Raw genomic sequence first — 22,910 nt, forward strand, 5'->3', positions numbered from 1 at the left:
GATGGGTTTTACGGACCTTAGACAGAATAYAGAYACTTGATAAAGWTAAAGACTCAACAGAAAATCAGCTTTTCAAATTATTATTAACGTGRKCCAGAGATGGACACGGTAATAAACAGAATTTGCTTGGTGACAATAGCCTTGTGGAACCACCTGATCCCATCCCGAACTCAGAAGTGAAACGCAAACGCGCCGATGGTAGTGTGGGGTCTCCCCATGTGAGAGTAGGTCATCGCCAAGCGCCTAATTATCTCATTGAGATGTAACCAAGCCAGCTGAATAAGCTGGCTTTTTTGCGTCTGYAATTTGTAGAAATTAGTCCGTTTTTCTTTTAGCTTGCATGTTTTTCCGCTATTTTTACTCACCAACTCACCAACTCACCAACTCACCAACTCACCAACTCACCAACTCACCAACTCACCAACTCACTAGCCATTTCAATTACTGAATTCTTTGTCGATCCTAGGATTTCTCATTTCGTTCTCGTCCTATTGCTTAATCCTGCGCATAACTAAACGCCTGAGCTCTAGCTCAGGTAGCACTGTTGTTTATCTTTTAAGATAGCCGTTCCACACACCAACCGTATTGCTAGGCACTGCTCTGTGTTGGTATCTAGGGGGCATTTAAGTTGTCAAAACCGATGATTTAATTTGCTCAATTGAACCCATTCCTCTTCTTTAAACAATGTCTTCAGAACAATATTCTTTTTATTTTGCCACTTAGTCAGATTGCAGTAGCTTGGATTGTTAAATTTGCATATTTTCGCACTTGGTTTATTCCTATGCTTGTTGTTTTCAATTTAGGAATCATTTTTTAGCATAAGACATCACTTCAGCTTAAATCCAACATTATGCTTGTTTCATTATGGAATATTGAATTAATCGCTCGATTTATGAGGATTAATAACTTGTCGCCTATGGATTCATTTAATGTTGGTAAGACCAATTTACACTGATATGGTTTTTTCGTTATCAATTGGTTATGTTCTTAGCAGGTTGAGTTCAGCTGGCTTTCTTGCTGTGTGATTAGTTAGCTTTAAAATGTGATTTTTTATTCGATTTTTTTCTGATTGGTGATTGCTATGTGTCTGTTTACGGAAGAACCATAGTTTGTGAGCAGTTCATTTGATGAATTTTGAACTTGTAATGCGATAGCGATGATTTTGGGGCAATCGCGCTGTTGATAGGGATCTAGAGAGGAAGGGGTAGGGGAGCTATGGAGGATGTAACACAATCTTTATTGGATGCCGTTGGCATTATGTTTTTGGGGATGGGCTTAGTTTATTTATTTTTAAGTGTACTAATCCTTGGGATTCATTTGGTTGCGCGTTGGTGTGCAGTCGATGCTGCATCTGCACGTTTTGCTAAAAATCATGCTAAAAGTCAGCAGAGGGTAGCGCAATCTGATGCTAAACCTTTAGATCCAAGCTTGGTCGCTGCGATTTCACTAGCGGTAAAGCAGTATCGTTCACAGATTAAGTAATGGGGAGCAGTATGACTTTTGTATCTAATTCTACGACAGCAGTGGCTAAGCCATTATTTTTAACTGATGTCGTATTGCGGGACGCGCATCAATCCATTTTAGCGACGCGCTTACGCATTGATGACATGTTACCTATAGCGCCGTTACTCGATAAGATCGGTTTCTGGTCATTGGAATCTTGGGGCGGGGCGACTTTTGATGCCTGTATTCGTTATCTTGGTGAAGATCCCTGGGACAGAATTCGTGAGTTGAAAAAGGCAATGCCGAATACGCCGCAGCAAATGTTGCTGCGTGGCCAAAACTTATTAGGTTATCGCCATTATGCCGATGATTTAGTCACGCGTTTTGTTGAGCGTGCTCATACTAATGGCGTCGATGTATTTCGTATTTTCGATGCAATGAATGATGTTCGTAATCTCGAAACTGCGGTGAAAGCGGTGCGCCAAGTTGGCGGCCATGCGCAGGGGACTATCTCATACACGACTAGCCCTGTGCATACCATAGAGACTTGGGTTGATATGGCAAAACGTCTCGAAGATATGGGATGTGATTCTTTGTGTATCAAAGATATGGCGGGCTTACTTAAGCCGATGGAAGCGTTTGAGCTTATTAGCCGACTCAAATCTCAGACGCAACTTGTGTTATCTATGCATTGTCATGCGACGACAGGGTTGAGTACTGCCACTTATCAGAAAGCCATTGAAGCGGGTATTGACGTGCTCGATACGGCAATTTCGTCGATGAGTCAAACCTATGGACATACTGCAACTGAAACCGTTATCGCTATGGTGGAAGATACTGATCGCGCAACGGGTTACGACATGGTGTTGCTTGAGGAGATTGCTGCTTATTTCCGTGAAGTGCGTAAGAAGTACGCTAAGTTTGAAGGCGCACTGAAAGGCATCGATTCGCGGATTTTACGTGCACAAGTGCCTGGTGGCATGTTGACCAATATGGAGAGCCAACTAAAGGAACAGGGCGCGGCCGATAAGATGGACTTGGTATTGGAAGAAATTCCCCGCGTGCGTGCTGACTTAGGTTTTTTGCCCTTAGTGACACCTACATCGCAGATTGTCGGCTCGCAGGCGGTAATCAATGTGCTAATGGGTGAGCGTTATAAGTCACTGACTAAAGAGACTGAAGGCGTGCTTAAGGGCGAATATGGCGCGACGCCTGCGCCAGTCAATGCCGCATTGCAAGCGAGAGTCTTACAAGGAGCCGGAGCCATTACATGTCGCCCTGCTGATTTATTAACGCCAGAGCTGGCTAAATTACGGCTTGAGTTAGCTGATAAAGCACAGGAACAAGGTATTCGCCTATCGTCAGAGCATGACGATGATGTGCTGACATATGCACTCTTCCCACAGATAGGATTGCAGTTCTTAAAGAATCGTGACGATCCGAGCGCCTTTGAGCCTAAACCTGAGCTGACTTCGGCACTTACTACTAATGCTGCGGATCGTGGTCCTGAAACCTACACGGTAACTGTCGAAGGGCAAGAGTACATAGTTGAAGTCACCGCAGGCGGTGAAATCTCGCAAATCCAGCCACAGGGACAAAGTGTTCATACTGTGCAAGCTGTGACTGAGAGTACAACGCCAGCAACAAGCCATGGTGAAATCAGGCTTGAAATGAGCGCGCCTCTGTCGGGCAACATCTTCAAAGTGCATGTTTCTCCAGGCGATAGAGTGTGTGAAGGCGATGTTGTAATCATCCTTGAGGCGATGAAGATGGAAACTGAAATTCGTGCTCAGGGCGATGGCATTATCGCTAAGCTCTGGGTGAAAGAAGGCGACTCAGTGTCTGTGGGTTCTCAATTACTGGCCTTGGCGTAGGAGTCATTATGGAAGGTTTAATGGCTTTTTGGGCCGAGACAGGTATTGCCCATTTTACTGGCGGGCAAGTGTTGATGATGGCAGTGGGCGCTTTGCTCTTGTATCTCGCCATCGTGCGTGGGTTTGAGCCTTTATTGTTGCTGCCAATTGGTTTTGGTGCAGTGCTGGCGAACATTCCCCACGCGGGATTTACCGAAGAAGGTGGCATGCTGTATTACGCCTATCATGTGGGGATTGAGACTGGGGTGTTCCCACTGTTGATCTTTATGGGCGTAGGCGCGCTGACCGACTTTAGTGCCTTGATCGCGAATCCTAAAACTCTGTTATTAGGGGCGGCTGCGCAGTTTGGGATTTTTGCGACACTGATTGGCGCAATAGCGCTGAACTTAGTGCCGGGATTTGAGTTCACCATGAAGGATGCGGCGGCCATTGCGATTATAGGCGGTGCCGATGGACCAACGGCGATTTTCCTTGCCTCAAAACTGGCGCCTGAGTTATTGGGGGCGATTGCGGTCGCGGCCTATTCCTACATGGCACTAGTCCCGATTATTCAACCGCCGATCATGCGGTTACTGACAACTCAAGCCGAGCGCGAAATTAAGATGGAGCAGCTGTGCGAAGTCAGTAAGAAGGAAAAGATCATTTTCCCTTTGATGGTACTGGGATTAACGATTCTCTTCCTACCTGCAGCCACGCCGTTAGTGGGTATGTTTTGTCTTGGTAACTTGATGCGCGAATCGGGCGTGGTGGATAGATTATCGAAAACGGCGCAGAACGAGCTTATCAATATCGTTACGATTTTCTTAGGGTTAGCTGTCGGTTCTAAGTTATCAGCCGACCAATTCCTGCGGCTTGAAACCTTAGGAATTTTGGTATTGGGAGCTTTAGCATTTGGCATTGGTACTGCTGCAGGTGTATTGATGGCAAAACTGATGTGTAAGTTGTCGGGTGGTAAGATTAATCCGTTGATTGGTGCCGCAGGGGTGTCGGCTGTACCTATGGCAGCACGAGTCGTGAACAAAGTTGGATTAGAGGCCAACCAACACAACTTCTTGTTAATGCACGCCATGGGTCCCAATGTGGCGGGAGTGCTAGGTTCTGCTGTGGCTGCGGGGATTTTACTTGCCGTGCTGGGTTGATGACAGAGTGGGTTAACTGATTGGGCTTGACTGAGTGGGTAAATTTAGCGGGTTTATCTTCGAATTTATTCTAGTCGTTAACGCTGTTTTATCACTAAGGCCAACTCAGTATTAAGTTGGCTTTTTGTTAAGTCACTAATTTAGAAAATGAATCCTTGGTATTAACCTAAGCCGTTAACCAGAGTAATGCCATAAGGATTAAAATCAGCCCGCCACCTATACCGATAATGTAGATAAAACCTCGCCGGCCTTGTTTTAGCGTGAGTTTGTTGGCTTTTAAAAATAACGCCCAAAACAAACATAGGATCAGCGGGATAAGGAAGAGTCTCGTCATTGTCTGTTCTGCTAAAGTGTGAGTTAGAGTTGTTTCAGAGTCTAACAGCTTGATCTTATTTGAGTAACCTATTTTGCAGCTGGTAGAGACTGTCGAAGTCGATTGTGGCTTCTAAAGCCAATAGATTAAAGACCGTTTGTAGGATAATAAAAGAGACCGCCGAAGCGATCTCTTACTGTGGTCAATGGTACTGATGATTTAGCTTAATACTTTTTATACAGTATTGTTATTGCTACGAACTCACTGGTGTAACGTCTTGATTGTCGTTCGAATAAAACTGCGCTTCATCGAGTTCATTTTCGGATTTACCAATCACAACAGCAGTCATCATATCGCCCGTCACGTTAGTTGCTGTGCGGATCATATCGATAATACGGTCAATCGCGGCGATAAAGGCAATGCCTTCAAGTGGCAGACCAATCACACCTAAGGTGACAGTTAACATCACCATCGCACTTCCTGGTACGCCAGCGGTACCAACAGAAGCCACTGTTGCAGTCACGGCGATCATCACATAGTCCAGTGTGTCGAGCGGAATATTGTAAATTTGAGCGATGAAGATAGCGGCTATCGCAGGGTAAATACCCCCACAGCCGTCCATGTTCATGGTCGCACCTAATGGCATCACAAAGGCACTATAACGCTTTGATACGCCCATGGTTTCGACTGCGCGAGTACTCGCAGGTAAAGTACCAAAACTTGAGGAAGTACTAAATGCGACTAACTGTGCTGGCATAGCTTTACGGAAAAATTGCAGTGGGCTTAAACCACCAACAAACTTCACTAACCCGCCATAAACGAAGATGATGTGGATAAAGGCGGCAATGTAGATAGCCCCGATAAACTTACCTAAAGGCAGTAAGGTTGATAAACCATATTCACCTACAACCCATGCCATTAAACCAAACACACCGATAGGGGTTAGTTTTAGGACCATGCGAGTCAGTTGGAACATGACTTCAGCACCTGCTTCAATGGTGCGTTTTAATGGCTCTGCTTTCTCGCCGACTTTATTGATAGCGATACCCACCAAAGCTGCAAACACGATAATTTGCAGTACCTTGCCTTCAGCGAGTGAAGCAAAAGGATTGACAGGGATCATGTCGAGCAACACTTGTGCGAAACCGGGAATATTACGCTCGCGCACTTCAGTCGTTGTGAGTTGCATGGTGCCACCCATGTCGATCATTGAGCCAACAGCTAAGCCGATCAGAGAGGCGATTGTGCCTGTCAGCATGAACATACCCAAAGTTTTCAAGCTCAGGCGTTTCAGACTGGTTTGCGAGTTGAGCGATGTGATACTCACGACAATGGCACAAAATACCAAAGGTGCGACCAACATCTTAATGGCCCCAATGAACAGATCACCTAATGGTTTTAGCACTGTGGCGCTTTCACCTAAAATAACGCCAACGAGCGCACCTAAGATAAAGCCTGCTAAGACTTTTTGCCAAAACGGAATGCGGCTAATGGTTTGAAGGATCATGCATATTCCAGAAAAATAAATTAAGAGTGAGCCAATAGGCCTGCGATGATAGGATTCGTATTTAACGAGATGAGCGTGATGTTAACGCGCTCTCAGTCATGCGCATGGTTATTGCCTGCCATAGTTAACCATTGTATCGACAGAGCTAGGGTTATAACAAACCGTTTTTCTTATAACTTATTGTGATAAGTGAGTTTGTTGTAAAAAGATTAAGTGAAACATTCAATTAACCCATGGCAAACCTCATCGCATTGAATACAAAAAGAGAGATTTATCATTGAGTAAGCCATTATGACTGAGTTAGGTATTATGTTCTCCGGCGCTTTTTTAGCGGCCACTTTGTTACCGGGGGGATCTGAAGTCTTACTCGTGGCGCTATTAAACAATACCCCTGAGGCTTGGGTTGCGCTAGTCGTGGTGGCCAGTATTGGTAACACGTTGGGCGCGATGACCAGTTTCTACTTAGGCCGCTTAGGTCGCCTCGCAAAATCACCAGAAGCGTTAGCGACAGGTAAACACGCAAAGGGGCTCACCTTGATTGAACGCTACGGCGTGTGGGCGTTGTTACTCTCATGGGCACCGGTTGTCGGCGATATTCTCTGTTTATTGGCGGGTTGGTTGAGGCTACCGCTAATACCTTCTTTGGTGATGATTTTAATCGGTAAAACAATTCGTTACTTAATTGTTGCCGCTGTCGTGCTGCAATGGATGGCATGATGGCGCTAGGATGCATTTAATGGTCAAGGGCGGGGAGTGTTTTTCCGTTTAGACTGAATTTACTGTATAGATAGGAACTTAGTGTTAATTTTGCGAGTCATAAATCCCATGCTTAATCATTTAAGCGCACTATGACGCTACGCAGCACTTTAGCTATAACACTTTATTTTGGCCCATTGATGTATGAGGGGAATGTTTTGAAGAAATGGATATTAGCGGTCGCAATTTCTGCCGCACTTGCGGGTTGTGCATCTGAAACGACTACGGTGAACTTGCCCGCAGGCGTTAAACTTATCGAAAATGTGCAATTGGCCGATTCGCAAGTAGGGATCCCCTACAAAAAGTACCAATTAGCCAATGGGTTAACGGTTATTTTACATCAAGATGATTCCGATCCCTTAGTGCATGTCGACGTCACTTATCATGTGGGCTCTGCCCGTGAATTAGCTGGGCGTTCGGGATTTGCGCATTTATTTGAACACATGATGTTCCAAGGCTCGCAGCATGTTGCCGATGAACAGCATTTTGAAGTGGTTACCGAAGCCGGTGGTACCCTAAATGGCACGACCAATACCGACAGAACCAATTACTTTGAGACAGTACCCAACAATCAATTAGAAAAAATGTTGTGGCTCGAGTCGGACCGTATGGGCTTTTTGTTGCCGGCACTCACCAGTGAAAAATTTGAAGTGCAGCGCGAAACCGTCAAAAATGAGCGTGCACAACGTATCGATAATCAGCCCTATGGCCGCATGAGTGAGCGTTTTAGCCAAGCCATGTACCCTGTCGGTCATCCTTATTCTTGGCCTGTAATTGGCTGGCCGGACGATCTTAATCGCGCCACAGTTGATGATGTGAAACACTTTTTCCAACGTTGGTATGGCCCTAACAATGCAACCCTGACCATAGGTGGCGATTTTGATGAAATGCAAACCTTAGCCTGGGTCAATAAATATTTTGGTGAAATCCCCCGCGGCCCTGAAGTCTCGTTAGAGCAAAAGGCGCAGGTTAACTTAGACAAGACGCGTTACATCTCCATGGAAGATCAAGTGCACTTGCCTTTGATCCGTATTGGTTTTCCTACCGTATACGCTAGACATTCAGATGAGGCCGCGCTCGATCTGTTAGCCAATATTTTAGGTGGTGGTAAAACATCCTTATTATATAAAAACTTGGTTAAGGACGGTTATGCCGTGCAGGCTAATGTGAGTCATCCTTGTCAAGAGCTTGCGTGTCAGATGTCGATTTATGCTTTAGCCAATCCTGAAAAGGGCGGCAAACTGGCGGATCTGGAGCAACGTATCCTCGACTCGATTAAGGAGTTTGAGCAACGTGGCGTTACCGATGACGATCTGCAAAAAGTTAAAGTGCAGTTTGAGGCTGATACTATTTATAGCCTGCAGAGTGTTTCTGGCAAAGTGTCGACCTTAGCGATGAACCAAACGCTGTCGGGCAATCCGAACATGATTGCCTCAGATCTGAATCGTTATGCCAATGTGACCAAAGACGATGTGATGCGCGTGTTTAAGCAATACATTAAAGATAAACCTATGGTGGTTATGAGTGTGGTGCCGCAGGGAATGACGTCACTTATTGCCCATGCGGATAACTTCACGCCTGCAACGTTGCCGATTGCACATTCTGCGGTAGAGGGGGATTTGCCCAAGCCTGAACTTGTTTCAAGTTTTGATCGGACTAAGATGCCTGCATCTGGCGTTGCACCTATGCTCAAAGTACCTAAAATTTGGACAAAAACCTTAGCCAATGGCATCGAAGTCATGGGCACTCAAAGTACTGAAACACCAACAGTTGAGTTAATTGTTTATCTCAATGGTGGCCACAGACTCATACCCGTCGAAAAAGCAGGCTTAGCAACGCTGACTGCGGAAATGCTTAATGAATCGAGCCAGAAGCGCAACAGTGAAGCACTATCACAAGCCTTAGAAATGCTAGGTAGTAGTGTCGACTTTAGTGCGTCTGAATATCAAAGTTCGATCAAAGTATCGGCTCTGACAGCACATTTAGATGAGACGCTGGCGATTATGGAAGAAAAGCTGTTTCAGCCAGCGTTTAGCGAAGCTGACTTTGCGCGAGTGAAACAGCAGCAATTACAACAGATCCAGCATATGCAGTCCGATCCTAGCTATCTGGCTGATACGGCGTTGTCGTCTTTGTTATACGGTAAAGACAATGCGTTAGGTGTGAATGATCTTGGTACGCTCGATTCAGTCGCGGCGCTTACGTTAGCCGATGTAAAAGCGTTTTATGCCCAGCAGTATCAAGGCGGCAACGCTAAAATTGTCACTGTTGCTAATTTATCTGAATCTGCATTGCTGCCTAAACTAGCGGGATTAAACCAGTGGAAAGGAGAAGCAGCTGTGGTACCGCCACTTAAGCCACTCCCTGCATTAAAAGGCGGCACAATTTATGTGATTGATAAACCTGGTGCGGCGCAATCGGTAATCAATATTGCCAAGCGCGCATTACCCTACGATGCCACAGGCGATTATTTTAAATCCTATCTGATGAATTATCCGTTAGGCGGCGCATTCAATAGCCGTATCAACCTGAATTTACGTGAGGATAAAGGTTATACCTATGGTGCTCGCACTCGTTTTACTGGCGGTGCTGAAGTGGGCGATTTTGTCGCATCAAGTAACGTTCGCAGTGACGTGACGGCGAAAGCACTCATTGAGTTTGTAAAAGAAATCAGTGCTTATCAGCAGCAGGGCATGACAGATGCTGAACTTGCCTTTATGCGTAATTCAGTCTCTCAAGGGCAAGCTCTTGATTATGAAACACCGTATCAAAAAGCGGGCTTTATGCGGATGATCCAACGTTACCAATTGAGTCAAGATTTTACGACTCAACAGGACAAGATCATTAATACTGTAACAAAAGATGAACTCAATGCCCTCGCGGCTTCCGAGCTAGATATCAATAAAATGGTGATTCTGGTGGTGGGAGATAAAGCGACAATTGAAGCGGATTTAGCGGTATTGGGCTATCCAATTGAAACTTTAGTATTGTAAATTAGTATTTCGCCCTTATATAGGTAGATAGACGGGTGCATTAGTTAACGACTATTTGCCCTATATTTACCGGATTTACATCGAAAGACGGTGACAGCATTAGCTGTCACCGTCTGCTTTTAATCATACAAGGTGTGAATTTGGCTTGCCCCACAGACAGGTTTAGATTTATTTTGAGGCATATTTTGCAAGATAAGCCTCAAAATAAAGGTCTGACTGTTAACCTTGTCGCGATAGCGAATCACCAATTAGAGAAGCGCAAATTGAAGTCATTCAATGAATTAGTACAACATCTCTCGGACGCCAATGGGCGCACCGCACTCTTGGGTATGTTACGTGGCATAGAACGTGAGGCGTTGCGGATTGATGAGTTTGGTTATCTCGCGACAGACTCGCATCCCGAAGCCTTAGGCTCGGCGTTAATGCATTCACGTATTACGACGGATTACAGTGAAGCCTTGCTCGAGTTTATTACGCCAGTAAATCACAATGTTGAGCAACTTCTTACAGGGTTAACTGAGACTCATGCCTTCAGCGTGCGCCACTTAAATGGTCAGCGTTTGTGGCCCGTGAGCATGCCTTGCTATGTGAAAGATGAGCAACAGATCCCCGTTGCCCGCTATGGCTCATCGAATACTGGAATGATGAAAACCTTGTATCGTAAGGGGTTAACCTATCGTTATGGCGCCCTGATGCAGATCATCTCTGGGGTGCACTTTAACTTTTCGGTATCGCAAGAATTATGGCAAAGCCTGTATGAGTTAAGTGATAAAGAGTTAACTTACGATGATTTTATTTCAGAATCCTATTTCGGCTTGATCCGTAACTATCGCCGTTTAGTGTGGGTACTACCTTATTTATTTGGTGCCTCGCCAGCGTTATGTAGCTCCTTCATTAAAGATCAAAAAACCGACCTCAAGTTTGAAAAAACGGGCCATGGAACTCTGTATCTGCCCTATGCTACTTCGTTGCGTATGAGTGATTTAGGCTATACCAACAAAGAGCAAGAAGATCTAAATATCAGCTATAACTCTTTGCCTGAGTATCTGGCTGGCGTGAATGCCGCCACTAAAATGCCTTCAGCAAACTTTGCTAATATCGGCGTTAAAGTCGATGGTGAGTATCGTCAACTTAATGCCAATGTATTGCAGATTGAAAACGAGTTCTACTCGCCAATCCGTGCTAAACGGGTCACGCGTAGTGGCGAGAAACCGTCTGAAGCTCTGGCCCGTGCTGGGGTGGAATACATTGAAGTGAGAGCGTTGGATGTTAATCCATTTAGCCCAGTTGGCATTGAGGCGACACAAGTGCGTTTCCTTGATTTATTCCTACTCTATTGTTTATTAACGCAGTCGCCTAAGTCAGAGGCGAGCGAAGAGGCGAGATTAAGCGCGAATCTTAAAGCTGTGGTGCTTGAAGGCCGTAAACCTGGGCTTGAGTTATTAACCGCAGACGGTTCACGTTCGCTTAAATCTTGGTTAGAAGAGTTGTTTGATGCCTTGCAACCTTTGGCAGTATTGCTTGATGGTGAGGGGACGGATTATCAAGTGGCTTTGGCCCATTGGCGTAAAGCGGCTGAAGATCCGAATTTAACCCTGTCGGGACAAGTACTGCAAAACGTGATCAACAAGGGCCAAGATCATGGTCAGTGGGTGATGACGTTAGCGCAGCAATACTATCAATACTTTATCGATTATCCCTTGTCGAGCGAGACCATAGCGCAGTATCAAGCTGAAGCATCCAGTTCGCTTAACAAGCAAGCTGAACTAGAGGCGGCGCAGAGTGCAGTTTCATTCGATGATTATCTGGAAGATTACTTTGGAGTGAAGCCGTGAAAGAGGGGTTATTCTCTTTCATTGGCCTACGTGCCCGCGTAGCTTTGATTGGGTTCTGTGCCTTGTTATCTGGCTGCGCCGCGTCACCTGAAGACCCACTGGGCTGTGGTACTGTGTCGGGTTATTTGCAGCCCGATGCCAGTACTCACTGGTATCGAGTTGTGGTGACCCATTTAAACGGGCAGGCAGTCGTTTCTAAGCCTAATTATCAGTTAGCGCCTGGCGAATATGAATTTACCGTTGCGGAGCTGATTGATGATCCAAGTTTGTCAGTCACGCTTGCCGCGCGGACACCCAAAGTATTCAAGCTCAATGTTGAAAGTCATCAGCGTTATCATATCGGTGCGTTATTTCACACCGATAAGCGCTATATGGGTAAAGACACTGCGTATTGGGAACCCGGCGTGTGGCAGCAAGAAGATCATGAGTGTCAGTTTGAGCTGAGTCCCGAAACGAAATAGCCAAATTGTTAAGTTCAAGTGGTAAGCCAGCAACATACGATTAAGTCATATTGATTTAGCCCCTAGCGTTGAGATCTTCTAAGCGCAAAAAGGCTTTTTATGCTTGCCTCAGCCTGAGTCTATGACATCATGGCGCGAGCTAACTCTCCAAAGAACATGATATTAATGAATAAATCCTCCGCTATCTTACTCTGCGCAAGTCTCGGCATCTTGTCAGGTTGCGCGACATCTCCGCCTAAGTCTCCCGAAAATTTGTGTGAGATATTTCAAGAACACCGAGATTGGTACGATGCAGCTAAAGATGTCCGTGATAAATGGGGTGTGCCAGTGCATGTGCCGTTAGCTATGATGTATCAAGAGAGCTCATTCAAGCACAATGCCGCGCCACCGATGGAATACTTTTTAGGTTTTATCCCTATTGGCCGTGCCAGTGATGCCTATGGGTATGCGCAGGCTAAGACCATGACGTGGGATGATTATGTGCGTGAGACGGGAAACAGTTGGTCGAGCCGCAGTGATTTCGATGATGCCTTGGATTTTATGGGCTGGTTTATCAGCAAAACCCATAAGATAAATGGCGTATCTAAATGGGATGCGCGGGCGCAGTATCTTAATTATCACGAGGGCTGGGGCGGTTATCGCCGTGGTAGTTATAAATCTAAGGCGTGGTTAGTGAAAGTGGCGAACAAGGTGGATGCGAGGTCGAAACGCTACGCGGCTCAATATAAAACCTGCCAAGAAGATTTAGATTCATCTTGGCTGTGGCGTTTATTTTTTGGTTAAGATTACGTTTTTATATCATTGTCAGCCACTTAAGTGAGAGTGGCTGACTGTCGGTGTTCAATTTAGATATTTAATCGAGATAGCTAATTGAGATAGCTAATCGAGATAGTAAACTCAAATCTTAAACTCAAATATTCAACTCCGACGCTTACTGATTGTTGATATTAGCCTTTTGACATCGGCTGCAGCAACTGACTTCAATTGATTTATTGCGCTTTCACTGCGAAGGTTTCTAATGCCTGAATGGCTTTTTTCTTCGCACGCTTTTGCTCATACATAGCATGATCTGCAGTCTTAAAGGATTGATACCAATCGGCTTCGAAGGGTGCAATACCAAAACTAAAACCTAGGCTAAGCTCTGAACCTTGATTCAAGGTTTTGCGCATATCATCTAAGTCTTGTTCAATTTGAGCTAACGGCCCATGGCATAAAGCGACAAATTCATCGCCACCAAAACGGGAAATAATGCCTTTATTTTGCCAATAGGTGAGCATGGCGGTGGCTGTTCGCTTGATGGCAACATCACCCATCTGGTGCCCATAGGCATCATTAATGGACTTGAGATTGTCCATATCGATAATAATTAAAAAACTGCCTAAGTGAGGTTTGTGCTGCCAGTGGTGCAGTTCATCTTCAAAATTCTTTCGATTATAAAGTCCTGTTAATGGATCAAAATTGGCGAGTTTAGTGATCTGCAGTGACTTCTGATAGAGCGCAATGGCATTGCTAGCTTCGTGAGTTAGGATAGAGACAAGATTGCGGTCGTAATCGCTAAAGGCGCCAATGCTACTGCTATCGAGATTGAGCATGGCATACAGTTTGCCATCAATACGAATAGGGCTAGACAGGGTTGAGCGTATCGGCTGCTTCGACACTGAGAGTAACACTTTTTGATCATCTTCCGTTAAGGTGCTAGCCGCATTGATATTCTTCATATCATTGATGACCACCACTTGATCGCATCTCCCTTCAGTGAGTCGATATTCAAAAGTTTGCTCTAAGGTAAAATCCAGTTGTCTGAGCTTTGCTAAATCGAGCCCCACGACAGATTCAAAATACAGTTTATTATTCACCTCGTTGATTTTAATGATGCTGCCCATTTCGGCACCATTAATCACGTACACGGCTTTATTGAGTAAGGCGTCCAGAAAGGCATGCTCATTTTTATAATGGCTCGAGAGATGGGCGAGTTCATAGATGGCATCGTTGATGGTGACGACTTGCTCTAAATGCTGCCATAGTCGAGTTAAACGGCCCTGATGCAAATAGTAAATTAGGCTGTAGGCAAAAATATAAATGATGCAAACAAACAGTAAGGGCAGGATAGTCCAATTTTCTGTGGGTGCATTAAAGATAAACAGCAGGATGAATAGACATATCGGCACTATAAGCAGTAGCAGATGATAGCGATAATCTAAGCGATCTATGGTCTTACGTTTGAAATTATCCCTTAATTTCACTCGACTATTCCTTTATCTGTGTCATTGCTAGTAATCATTGAATGCTATACATCACTAACGTATTCACACTGAGTTCAGTTAAGTATATAACGAAAATTGAAATATAAACTGATATGAAACTGTGAACAATTTCATATCAGTGATTTTGGTACTAAATACTGAATTAACGCGAATTTTCTGCGTATTCTGCCAATATCCAAGCTAATGGTGCTTGGTATTGGATTGGCATCCAAGTTTGCAGTGCGGCTATGCTCTGGTTGAGCACAGTTTGATTTGGCACTGATAGGTTTAAATGTCCGACTTTACGACCCGGGCGCACTTCTTTGTTGTACCAGTACAACTCAGCATTGGGCAAACTTAACCAGCGAGGGTCATTATCGATACCGATAAGGTTGACCATAACACACTGAAAATTCACTTGTGGCTGTGGGATCGCAATTCCGCAAAGTGCTCTAAGATGCAGCTGGAATTGATCCATATGGGTACCGGCTTGAGTCCAATGGCCAGAGTTGTGCACTCGCGGCGCCAGCTCATTCACCAGTAGCTCATCGCCAACACGGAAGCATTCCATCGCCATTACGCCAACGTATTCAAGTTCGTGCATAATAGCGCTGAGCATAGTTTCGGCTTGGGCTTGCAAAGGGCTTAAGCGTGCCAGTGGCGAAATCGACGCCATTAAAATGCCGTCCTGATGTAAGTTCAGCGTCAGCGGATAAAACACGCATTCGCCTTCGCGAGTACGCACGCCAACCAATGATACTTCTTCATCAAAATTAATCGCTTGCTCAGCAATCGCAAGGTTACGCCAATCGTTTGGAATATCACCCGCTTCGGCTTCTTTTAGCCAATGTTGACCTTTACCGTCATAACCCCCAGTACGGCGTTTCATCAAGACTCTAGGACCATAGTGCTGATACAGGGTATCGACTTGGGTGTTATCGTCGACTAAGGTCCAAGGCGCCGTGGGAACACTGAGCTGGTCGAGTAGACTTTTTTGGCTAAAACGGTCGGCTAAACGGCTAAATACCGGACCATTAACAAAATGGGGGTGTGAGCTGAGTTGTAAACTCAGGGCGGACTCTGGCCACTGTTCGCGCTCGGCGGTAATAATGTCGTGGGGCGCGAGTGGCAGAATGTCATCCGTAGGTGTCATGATATCGACGGCGTTAACTTCAATCGCTAATGGCTCACCAGCGTGGGTCAACATGGCGCCCAGCTGACCATTACCTAATACCCAAACCTTAGGTTTAGTGTTTGTCTGGGTCATTAGACTTCCCTCGGGTCTGGATTGTCCAGTACCGCACGGGTCTGTTCTTCTCTGAAAGCGTCAACACGAGCCGCTAATTCTGCATCGTTATTCGCAAGGATTTGGCAGGCCAATAATCCTGCATTGAATGCGCCCGCTGTGCCTATGGCTAAGGTGCCGACGGCGATGCCTTTTGGCATTTGAACGATAGACAATAAGCTATCCATACCTGACAGGGCTTTACTTTGGACTGGTACACCTAATACGGGTAAGCGAGTTTTAGAGGCAATCATACCGGGTAAGTGCGCTGCACCACCGGCGCCACCAATGATGATTTTAAAACCACGTTCGGCGGCAGAGGCTGCAAACTCCATGAGTTTATCTGGCGTTCTATGGGCGGAAACCACTTCAACATGATAAGGCACTTGCAGTTTATCCATTATCTCAGCGGCGGCTTCCATTGTGGGCCAATCACTTTTAGAACCCATAACAACAGCAACAAGGGCTTGCATGATAACTCCTTAACTCACTAATTTTAATTATATTTTGACCTTGTTTCAGGTCTAGGTACAGTTGATGCTTGTCTAGCCGTCATCGGTAGCTAGCATCATGGCGCTGAATAATACCATGATCCTAGCGATTTCTGCCCGTTTTTGCGTGTGAAAAAACGTCTTTCGCGGCGATGAATAGGTGAGGTGATGGAGCAATAAAAAAGACCAACCCTGAGGTTGGCCTTTGAGATAAGTCAGCAACATTAAGCCCTGAGATCGTGCTACTGGTTTACTGTGTCTGCTTATCCGCAGTGATTTCAGTTTGCTGAGTGATAACTGGCGCTTCTGTCATTGCCTCACGTAGGGTCGAGTAAAACTTCAATACACCTTCAATTGGCTGGATCTTCGCTCTCGCCAGTGTTCGGATGGGCTGGAACTGCAGATCGGCGATAATGAGCTTAGTTTTATTTGCTTTGCATTTTTCAATCAGTTTCGTCAGTGCGGCTAATCCTCCCGCATCCAGAATAGATACTCCATCGAGATAAAGCACTATCACTTGTTTATCTTCGGTGAGACTCGCGATTTCGGAGAAAATGCGGTCAGCAGCAGCGAAGAATAGCGGCCCGTTAATTTTAAGGACAGCCCAATCGGCAGGTAGCTCTTGATCCACATAACGCTTGTTGGTGCTGATATCGTAAAGCTTTGTCATCTCGGCAATTTCTTTCATAAACAGCAAGGCAGCAAGGATAATTCCAACACTGATGGCGATCACCATGTCGAAAATAACCGTTAATGAAAAACAACTGACAAAAACCATGATATCGCTGGTGGGCGCAGTTTTAATTAAATGTAGTGCCTTGTGGGCTTCACTCATGTTCCAAGCCACAACAAGTAGCAGGGCTGCCATGGCTGACATGGGCAAATAAGCTAATACGCCCGCTAAGGCGACTAAACCAATTAAGACTACTATGGCGTGGATCATGGCCGCTATCGGGCTCTGAGCTCCCGCTTTGACGTTTGCCGCGCTACGGGCAATTGCTGCAGTGGCCGGTATACCGCCAAAAAACGGTGTGATGATATTACCTATACCTTGCCCTAGTAATTCACTGTTGGCACTGTGACGTTTACCTGTCATGCCATCGAGCACCACTGCACACAGTAGCGATTCAATTGCGCCTAACATGGCAATGGCAAAGGCGGCTGGTAATAAAGCTTGAAAGGTCGCGAGATTAAACTGAAACGCTTGGCCATTCGCGCCAGCTTGCAGCCAAGGCCATTCGAAACTGGGTAATACGGCAGGAATTCCCATGCCTGTGGTGCCATCACTCAGTTGATAGTGAAAACGGGTTCCTATGGTTTCTATATCTGCACCCATGGCATTGAGAACCAAGGCGAACATAGTGCCGAGTATAATAGCCGGAAGGTGCGCTGGCACGGGTGTTTTGAGTTTTGGCCAAAGTAGCATAGTCGCTAAGGTCGCGGATGCTACCAGTAGGCTAGGTAAATGCACCGAGGGTAGCGCTTGAGCTAATGTCATCAACTTAGCCAGATATTGCTCTGGCATTTGGGCTATCTCGAGTCCGAAAAAGTCTTTGAGCTGCAAGGTAGCGATGACGACACCTATCCCCGCGGTAAAGCCTAAGGTGACGGATTCAGGGATATACAAAATTAATCGACCAAGTCGCAGCATTGCCATGCCGACGAGTATCATTCCGGACATCACAGTTGCGATTAATAATCCTGCTAAACCAAATTGTTGGGCTATTGGATAGAGCAATACCACGAATGCCGCTGTCGGGCCTGACACGCTATAACGTGAGCCGCCAGATATGGCGATAATAAAACCGCCGACAATCGCAGTGTATAAACCGTATTGAGGTGCTACTCCACTGGCAATGGCTAATGCCATTGCTAACGGAATGGCAATAATGCCGACAGTGAGACCTGCAAGAAGATCTTGCCCAAAACGTTTAAACGAATACTTATCCTTCACGCAAGCTTCTGTGAGTGCGTGGGCGATTCTTAGGGAAAACAAATGAGCTGAGTGTGACACGAGTGGGTCCCATAGCGAGGCGAGTAACAAGCTTCTATTTTAGTGACCTGATACAAGCCGCAGTGTGAGCTTGATTGCAAAAACGATTGAAAATACTTTGTTTTGTATAAATAGTGTGCTTGGAGGCTGTTTGATTCTCATTTAAGAGTGGTTTGTAAAATATTTTGATACTTTAACCCTTTTAGTCATTTGCGCCGTTTACAGCCTTAGGTCAACATCAAAGGCATTCAATATGAAAACAATATACTCCCAGAAAACCATTGCACATTCCTTATTACCTTGGGGAAACGCCAGCATATCGGCGAGCAATAGCGCAGCTTTATTCTTAGTCATGCTGAGTTTAACGGCCTGTGGCGGTAAAGGTTCTGAGGCTCAACAACGACAAGCGGAGCTGCAAGCCGAACAGAGTCATAAAGAAGTGTCACTGCGCCGTGCTGAAATGCGTGATGCTACTAAGATTGAGATGGCCAGAGTCGCGGCGCCGATGCAAATGTCTACCCATGGTGCAGTGATGGGAATGAACATAGCCCCAATGCCGTCAGACTATGCCGCGATTCTGTTAGCACAAAATAAATTCGAGCCGCTGGTACAAAATGGCATCATGGTGGCAGGAGAAATTCCAGTATCGACTTTTTCCATCGATGTTGATACTGGCAGTTATGCCACCTTAAGGCGGATGCTGAGGGAAGGGCGCTTGCCCGAGAAAGGTACAGTCAGAGTTGAGGAAATGCTCAATTATTTTTCCTACGACTATCCCTTACCTGCTAAAAATGCCGCGCCGTTTAGCGTTACGACAGAGCTTGCGTCATCCCCTTATAACGATGACATGATGCTGTTACGGATTGGTCTTAAAGGGTATGACTTACCTAAATCTCAGTTAGGTGCTAGTAACTTAGTCTTTTTGCTCGATGTGTCAGGTTCTATGGCATCTACCGATAAATTGCCTTTACTGCAAACAGCACTCAAGTTGCTGACGGCGCAATTAAGCGCGCAGGATAAAGTCTCTATTGTGGTTTATGCAGGGGCTGCTGGTGTAGTGCTCGATGGCGCGTCGGGTAATGACACTCAAACTTTAACCTATGCGTTAGAGCAATTGAGCGCCGGTGGTTCAACCAATGGTGGGCAAGGAATCACACAAGCCTATCAATTGGCGAAAAAGCATTTTATCCCCCATGGTATTAATCGAGTCATCCTCGCGACTGATGGTGATTTCAACGTTGGTATGACAGATTTTGATGATTTGATTGCCTTGATTGAGAAGGAAAAAGATCATGGTATTGGCCTGACAACCTTAGGGTTCGGTTTGGGGAATTACAACGATCAACTCATGGAGCAATTAGCGGATAAGGGCAATGGTAACTATGCCTATATCGATACCCTGAATGAAGCGCGAAAAGTGCTGGTGGACGAGTTAAGTTCAAGCTTGTTCACTATTGCTAAAGACGTCAAAGTGCAAGTGGAGTTTAATCCGGCCTTAGTGTCTGAGTATCGTCTAATCGGTTATGAGAATCGTGCTTTAGCACGGGAGGATTTCAACAACGATAAGGTGGATGCGGGCGAAATTGGCGCGGGTCATACAGTGACTGCCTTATATGAATTAAGATATGTTGAAGCAGGGCAGATGGCGAATGATAAACTCAGATATGGCGTTGATGCTCAAACGGGGCAAGAAAAATACAGCCGTGAAGAAATCGCTTTCCTTAAACTGAGATACAAGTTGCCAGAGCAAACACAGAGTCAGTTACTGAGTTATCCCATCAGGTTAGACCAAAATGTTAAGCTGTTAGAACAAGCGAGTGATGATTTTAGATTTGCAGCAGCGGTTGCAGGATTAGGGCAATTACTGAATGGCAGCCATTATCTACATCAATTTGATTATACTAAGTTAAGCCAGTTAGCACGTTCGGCATTAGGGGACGATCCCTTTGGATATCGCCATGAGTTTGTGCAATTAATGGAAACCGCCGCGGCCATAGAGCAATCTAATCATGTGCCGATTAAGAAGGTATTCGATGGTACGGATAAACCTTTTCCTCCCCAAGATAAGCTTCATGGCGAGCCAGTGAGAGACAAGAGCAATACGCGCAATGAGAGATTACAATAGTAAAAGTAAATTCGTGGGGCTAACCCCAATGATGAGGAATTTCCCGTGGCATTAGCAATAGCGCAATTATCAAACCATGAGCACTCAGATGAGCAATTGATGTTGTGCTATGCCAAGGGCGATTCAAAAGCATTTGAACAGTTATACCTGAAGCACAAAGGTGCACTCTATCGCTACTTTGTACGCCAGTTAGGTGATAAGCAGTTAGCTGAAGATTTGTATCAAGAAACCTGGGGGCGGGTGATCCGCGCTGCGGCTAACTACGAAGCCAGTGCTAAGTTTACTACCTGGTTGTATCGTATCGCTCATAACTTATTGATTGATCATGTGCGGGCGGTTAAGCCCGTGGATTTTGTCGCTACTGATGAAGATGATGTAGGGCTCGATACTTTTGTGGCGGGTGAGCAAGATAAACCCGATGTGCAGTGGCAAGAAGCGCAAAAGAGCTTATTGCTAAAGACCTGTATCGCACTGTTACCCCAAGTTCAGAAAGAGGCATTTATCCTGAATATTGAAATGGGTTTTACGGCTGCCATCATTAGCGACATTGCGGGCGTGACCTTAGAAGCGACTAAAAGCCGTATTCGTTATGCTTACCAAAGCCTAAAAGATTGTGTCAGCACTAAATGGCAGGAGGCGGGTCATGAGTAATTCTTCTTCAAGTGCTGATGAGCGCGCATTACAACAGGAAGTGCTGGCTTGGTATCGCCAACAGGCCTTAGAGGTTCCACCGCGGCAACTTGATCAAGATATCTTACAGCTGGCGCAAACTCACTTAGCTGAAATGCATCAAAGCAAAATAACCGCCGTTGAAGCGCCAAGTTCTGTCTGGCGACGCCATCCTTGGGCGTTATCGAGCGCGGCATCGTTAGTGCTTGTTGTTGGTCTGCTGGTGCTGAATCGACCTCAAGTCGAAGATACACTTGTTCCAAGTCCTATGGTGATGAGTGCCCCCGCGCCACAAACGATGGCAAGAATGGCTGATACTGAAGCGATGCAATCTTTAAAAATGCAAACAGAAGCCGTGGCTGAACATAAAAGACAGACGGAAATGCAGCAAGCTAAAGCCGCATTGGGAGCAATTGAGCAGCAGGATACAATTAGCCCCGCTATCGCTGCAAGGTCTATGAATGCACAAAAATTATCTGAGTCTGCTGAAATCAATCAAGTGTCATTGACTGAGTATTTACATCGGTTACAAGTCCTCATCGAAGCGAAGGAGACTGAGCAAGCATTCGTGCTGGAACAAAAACTGCTCAAAGATTACCCGTATCTTGCAGTTAAGGATGTCGATGAAGCGCAGCAAATCGAATCGCAGCAAGTATTAAGACTTGAGTTTAAAAAGCTACAACAGCAATTACATCAGCTTGCCAAATGACTATGTGGTTGTGGTATTTACGAATAAAAAAGTGATTAGAAATCGCAAAGTGGTGAGATAAACAGCTAAATTTCCCTGAAATATGCCGAGACGTGCTAATGTTTGTGGTCTGTTTACTGTTTGGTATGTGATTTACTTGATCAACGTCATAAAGTGAACAGGTTTTAGCCTGTTATATTGGTGTTAGTTCACGACTTGGCTAGTATCAATAGTCAGACCCATATTCAGGAGGCATTATGCTTAAAAGACTCATGCATGATCATAAACATATAGCTGTATTGCTAAATGTTTTAAAAAACAAGCAGATGAAACTATCCGAAGGTGAGTCAATCAACTTCAGCGTCGTGCGCGATATTGTTGAATATATGCAAGGATATGCTGAACGTTGCCATCATCCCATTGAAGACATTATTTATGCCTACTACCTAGCCCATAAAACGAACGATACTATCGATAAATTGAGTGCTGAACATGAGTCGGTGATCCAATCCTCGGCCACCTTGATGGCGACTTTAAACTTGATCCTCAGTGATATTGTGGTTGCCCGCGAGAAACTGATTGTTGATTTTGCAGAGTATGTCGCATTGCAAGAGCGACATATGCAGATGGAGGAACGGGAAATATTTCCTTTGTTAGCCAAAAGTTTAACTGAGCAAGATTGGCAAGTTATTGAGTTAGAGTGTCAGAAATCGCTAATCGATGATCCTTTGTTTCTTGATCGAGAGCAGAAAGAATTTGAAGATTTACGGGTTTATCTCACAGCATCTGACTAATACTCTTTAGTTTATTGGGTCCATGTTGTGGGCTTAAGCTGGTGTTTTTATAAGACTGAGGAGCACATTTTTGATTCTGACGGCGATGTCTCGTGAGCCAAAGTTGGTTGGGATTTGTAAAGTATTATCGGTGTCGATGACGTTGGTTTTTATCGTAACTTACTGGTTTTTATGTGTTTTTTTAAAGCTCCGGCTCGTAAGGTCATACCCCGCTTATATTCTGTTTGCTCCAATAGTTGTAAGTAAAAAAGCGCCGAAGGGCGCTTTTCTATTCATGTTTGAAATGATAACTAGCTCATAT

Annotated in this window: 18 protein-coding genes and 1 rRNA gene; 13 read left to right on the forward strand and 6 right to left on the reverse strand. The window is 45.3% G+C overall.

Annotated elements, in window-relative coordinates; genetic code table 11:
* Window positions 1-125 precede the first annotated feature (125 nt).
* From rrf to L5L98_RS18110, 4 genes are all read left to right on the forward strand, one after another.
* A 5S ribosomal RNA gene (gene rrf, locus L5L98_RS18095) occupies window positions 126-241 on the forward strand.
* 974 nt (window positions 242-1,215) lie between these two features.
* Window positions 1,216-1,482 carry an OadG family protein gene (locus L5L98_RS18100; protein WP_131525257.1) on the forward strand — a complete coding sequence of 89 codons (267 nt, stop codon included), beginning with the start codon at window positions 1,216-1,218 and terminating at the stop codon, window positions 1,480-1,482.
* Between the two features lie 11 nt (window positions 1,483-1,493).
* A complete protein-coding gene (gene oadA / locus L5L98_RS18105) occupies window positions 1,494-3,317 on the forward strand; it encodes a sodium-extruding oxaloacetate decarboxylase subunit alpha (RefSeq protein ID WP_263142703.1) in 1,824 nt (607 codons plus the stop codon).
* A gap of 8 nt (window positions 3,318-3,325) precedes the next feature.
* A complete protein-coding gene (locus L5L98_RS18110; protein WP_263142704.1) occupies window positions 3,326-4,456 on the forward strand; it encodes a sodium ion-translocating decarboxylase subunit beta in 1,131 nt (376 codons plus the stop codon).
* Between the two features lie 166 nt (window positions 4,457-4,622).
* Here L5L98_RS18110 and L5L98_RS18115 read toward each other — a convergent pair whose 3' ends face one another.
* Together L5L98_RS18115 and L5L98_RS18120 are read right to left on the reverse strand one after the other, a co-directional pair.
* Window positions 4,623-4,790, reverse strand: a complete 168-nt coding sequence (locus L5L98_RS18115; RefSeq protein ID WP_168823570.1) for a hypothetical protein — start codon at window positions 4,788-4,790, stop codon at window positions 4,623-4,625.
* 232 nt (window positions 4,791-5,022) lie between these two features.
* Window positions 5,023-6,276, reverse strand: a complete 1,254-nt coding sequence (locus L5L98_RS18120; protein WP_173246311.1) for a dicarboxylate/amino acid:cation symporter — start codon at window positions 6,274-6,276, stop codon at window positions 5,023-5,025.
* A gap of 291 nt (window positions 6,277-6,567) precedes the next feature.
* Between L5L98_RS18120 and L5L98_RS18125 the strand changes: the two genes are divergently transcribed.
* From L5L98_RS18125 to L5L98_RS18145, 5 genes are all read left to right on the forward strand, one after another.
* The gene (locus tag L5L98_RS18125) at window positions 6,568-6,993 is read left to right on the forward strand and encodes a YqaA family protein (RefSeq protein WP_263142707.1); all 426 of its coding nucleotides are present in this window, start codon (window positions 6,568-6,570) and stop codon (window positions 6,991-6,993) included.
* Between the two features lie 179 nt (window positions 6,994-7,172).
* Complete coding sequence (locus L5L98_RS18130) at window positions 7,173-10,025, forward strand: M16 family metallopeptidase (protein ID WP_263142709.1); 2,853 nt, start codon at window positions 7,173-7,175, stop codon at window positions 10,023-10,025.
* A gap of 185 nt (window positions 10,026-10,210) precedes the next feature.
* Window positions 10,211-11,860 carry a glutamate--cysteine ligase gene (gshA, locus tag L5L98_RS18135; RefSeq protein ID WP_168823561.1) on the forward strand — a complete coding sequence of 550 codons (1,650 nt, stop codon included), beginning with the start codon at window positions 10,211-10,213 and terminating at the stop codon, window positions 11,858-11,860.
* Window positions 11,857-12,321, forward strand: coding sequence for a hypothetical protein (locus L5L98_RS18140; protein ID WP_263142711.1), 465 nt, complete (start codon window positions 11,857-11,859; stop codon window positions 12,319-12,321). The genes gshA and L5L98_RS18140 overlap by 4 nt, the downstream gene beginning before the upstream one ends.
* A gap of 165 nt (window positions 12,322-12,486) precedes the next feature.
* On the forward strand, window positions 12,487-13,104 hold the full coding sequence (locus L5L98_RS18145; protein WP_081729062.1) for a hypothetical protein: 618 nt from the start codon (window positions 12,487-12,489) through the stop codon (window positions 13,102-13,104).
* Window positions 13,105-13,310: 206 nt separating this feature from the next.
* On the opposite strand, the gene L5L98_RS18150 is transcribed toward L5L98_RS18145, so the two are convergent.
* From L5L98_RS18150 to dauA, 4 genes are all read right to left on the reverse strand, one after another.
* Window positions 13,311-14,564 (reverse strand): sensor domain-containing diguanylate cyclase, encoded by a 1,254-nt coding sequence (locus tag L5L98_RS18150; protein ID WP_105249953.1) that lies wholly within the window; start codon window positions 14,562-14,564, stop codon window positions 13,311-13,313.
* 163 nt (window positions 14,565-14,727) lie between these two features.
* Window positions 14,728-15,831 carry a 5-(carboxyamino)imidazole ribonucleotide synthase gene (gene purK, locus L5L98_RS18155; RefSeq protein WP_113941630.1) on the reverse strand — a complete coding sequence of 368 codons (1,104 nt, stop codon included), beginning with the start codon at window positions 15,829-15,831 and terminating at the stop codon, window positions 14,728-14,730.
* Window positions 15,831-16,322, reverse strand: a complete 492-nt coding sequence (gene purE, locus L5L98_RS18160; protein WP_028760937.1) for a 5-(carboxyamino)imidazole ribonucleotide mutase — start codon at window positions 16,320-16,322, stop codon at window positions 15,831-15,833. Before purE ends, purK begins: the two co-directional genes overlap by 1 nt.
* A 268-nt stretch (window positions 16,323-16,590) precedes the next feature.
* Entirely contained in the window at window positions 16,591-18,354 is a 1,764-nt protein-coding gene (dauA, locus tag L5L98_RS18165) for a C4-dicarboxylic acid transporter DauA (RefSeq protein WP_173496303.1), read from the reverse strand.
* A gap of 232 nt (window positions 18,355-18,586) precedes the next feature.
* On the opposite strand from dauA, the gene L5L98_RS18170 reads away from it, so the two are divergent.
* The 4 genes from L5L98_RS18170 to L5L98_RS18185 all read left to right on the forward strand — a co-directional run bounded on the left by L5L98_RS18170 (window position 18,587) and on the right by L5L98_RS18185 (window position 22,609).
* On the forward strand, window positions 18,587-20,458 hold the full coding sequence (locus L5L98_RS18170) for a vWA domain-containing protein (RefSeq protein ID WP_263142716.1): 1,872 nt from the start codon (window positions 18,587-18,589) through the stop codon (window positions 20,456-20,458).
* 45 nt (window positions 20,459-20,503) lie between these two features.
* Window positions 20,504-21,109 carry a sigma-70 family RNA polymerase sigma factor gene (locus L5L98_RS18175; RefSeq protein WP_263142717.1) on the forward strand — a complete coding sequence of 202 codons (606 nt, stop codon included), beginning with the start codon at window positions 20,504-20,506 and terminating at the stop codon, window positions 21,107-21,109.
* Window positions 21,102-21,836, forward strand: a complete 735-nt coding sequence (locus tag L5L98_RS18180) for a hypothetical protein (RefSeq protein WP_263142718.1) — start codon at window positions 21,102-21,104, stop codon at window positions 21,834-21,836. Before L5L98_RS18175 ends, L5L98_RS18180 begins: the two co-directional genes overlap by 8 nt.
* 236 nt (window positions 21,837-22,072) lie before the next feature.
* A complete protein-coding gene (locus L5L98_RS18185; RefSeq protein WP_105249947.1) occupies window positions 22,073-22,609 on the forward strand; it encodes a hemerythrin domain-containing protein in 537 nt (178 codons plus the stop codon).
* The last annotated feature ends 301 nt before the right edge of the window (window positions 22,610-22,910 follow it).

The organism is Shewanella sp. SM23, from assembly GCF_025654295.1.
Taxonomy (GTDB): domain Bacteria; phylum Pseudomonadota; class Gammaproteobacteria; order Enterobacterales; family Shewanellaceae; genus Shewanella; species Shewanella oncorhynchi.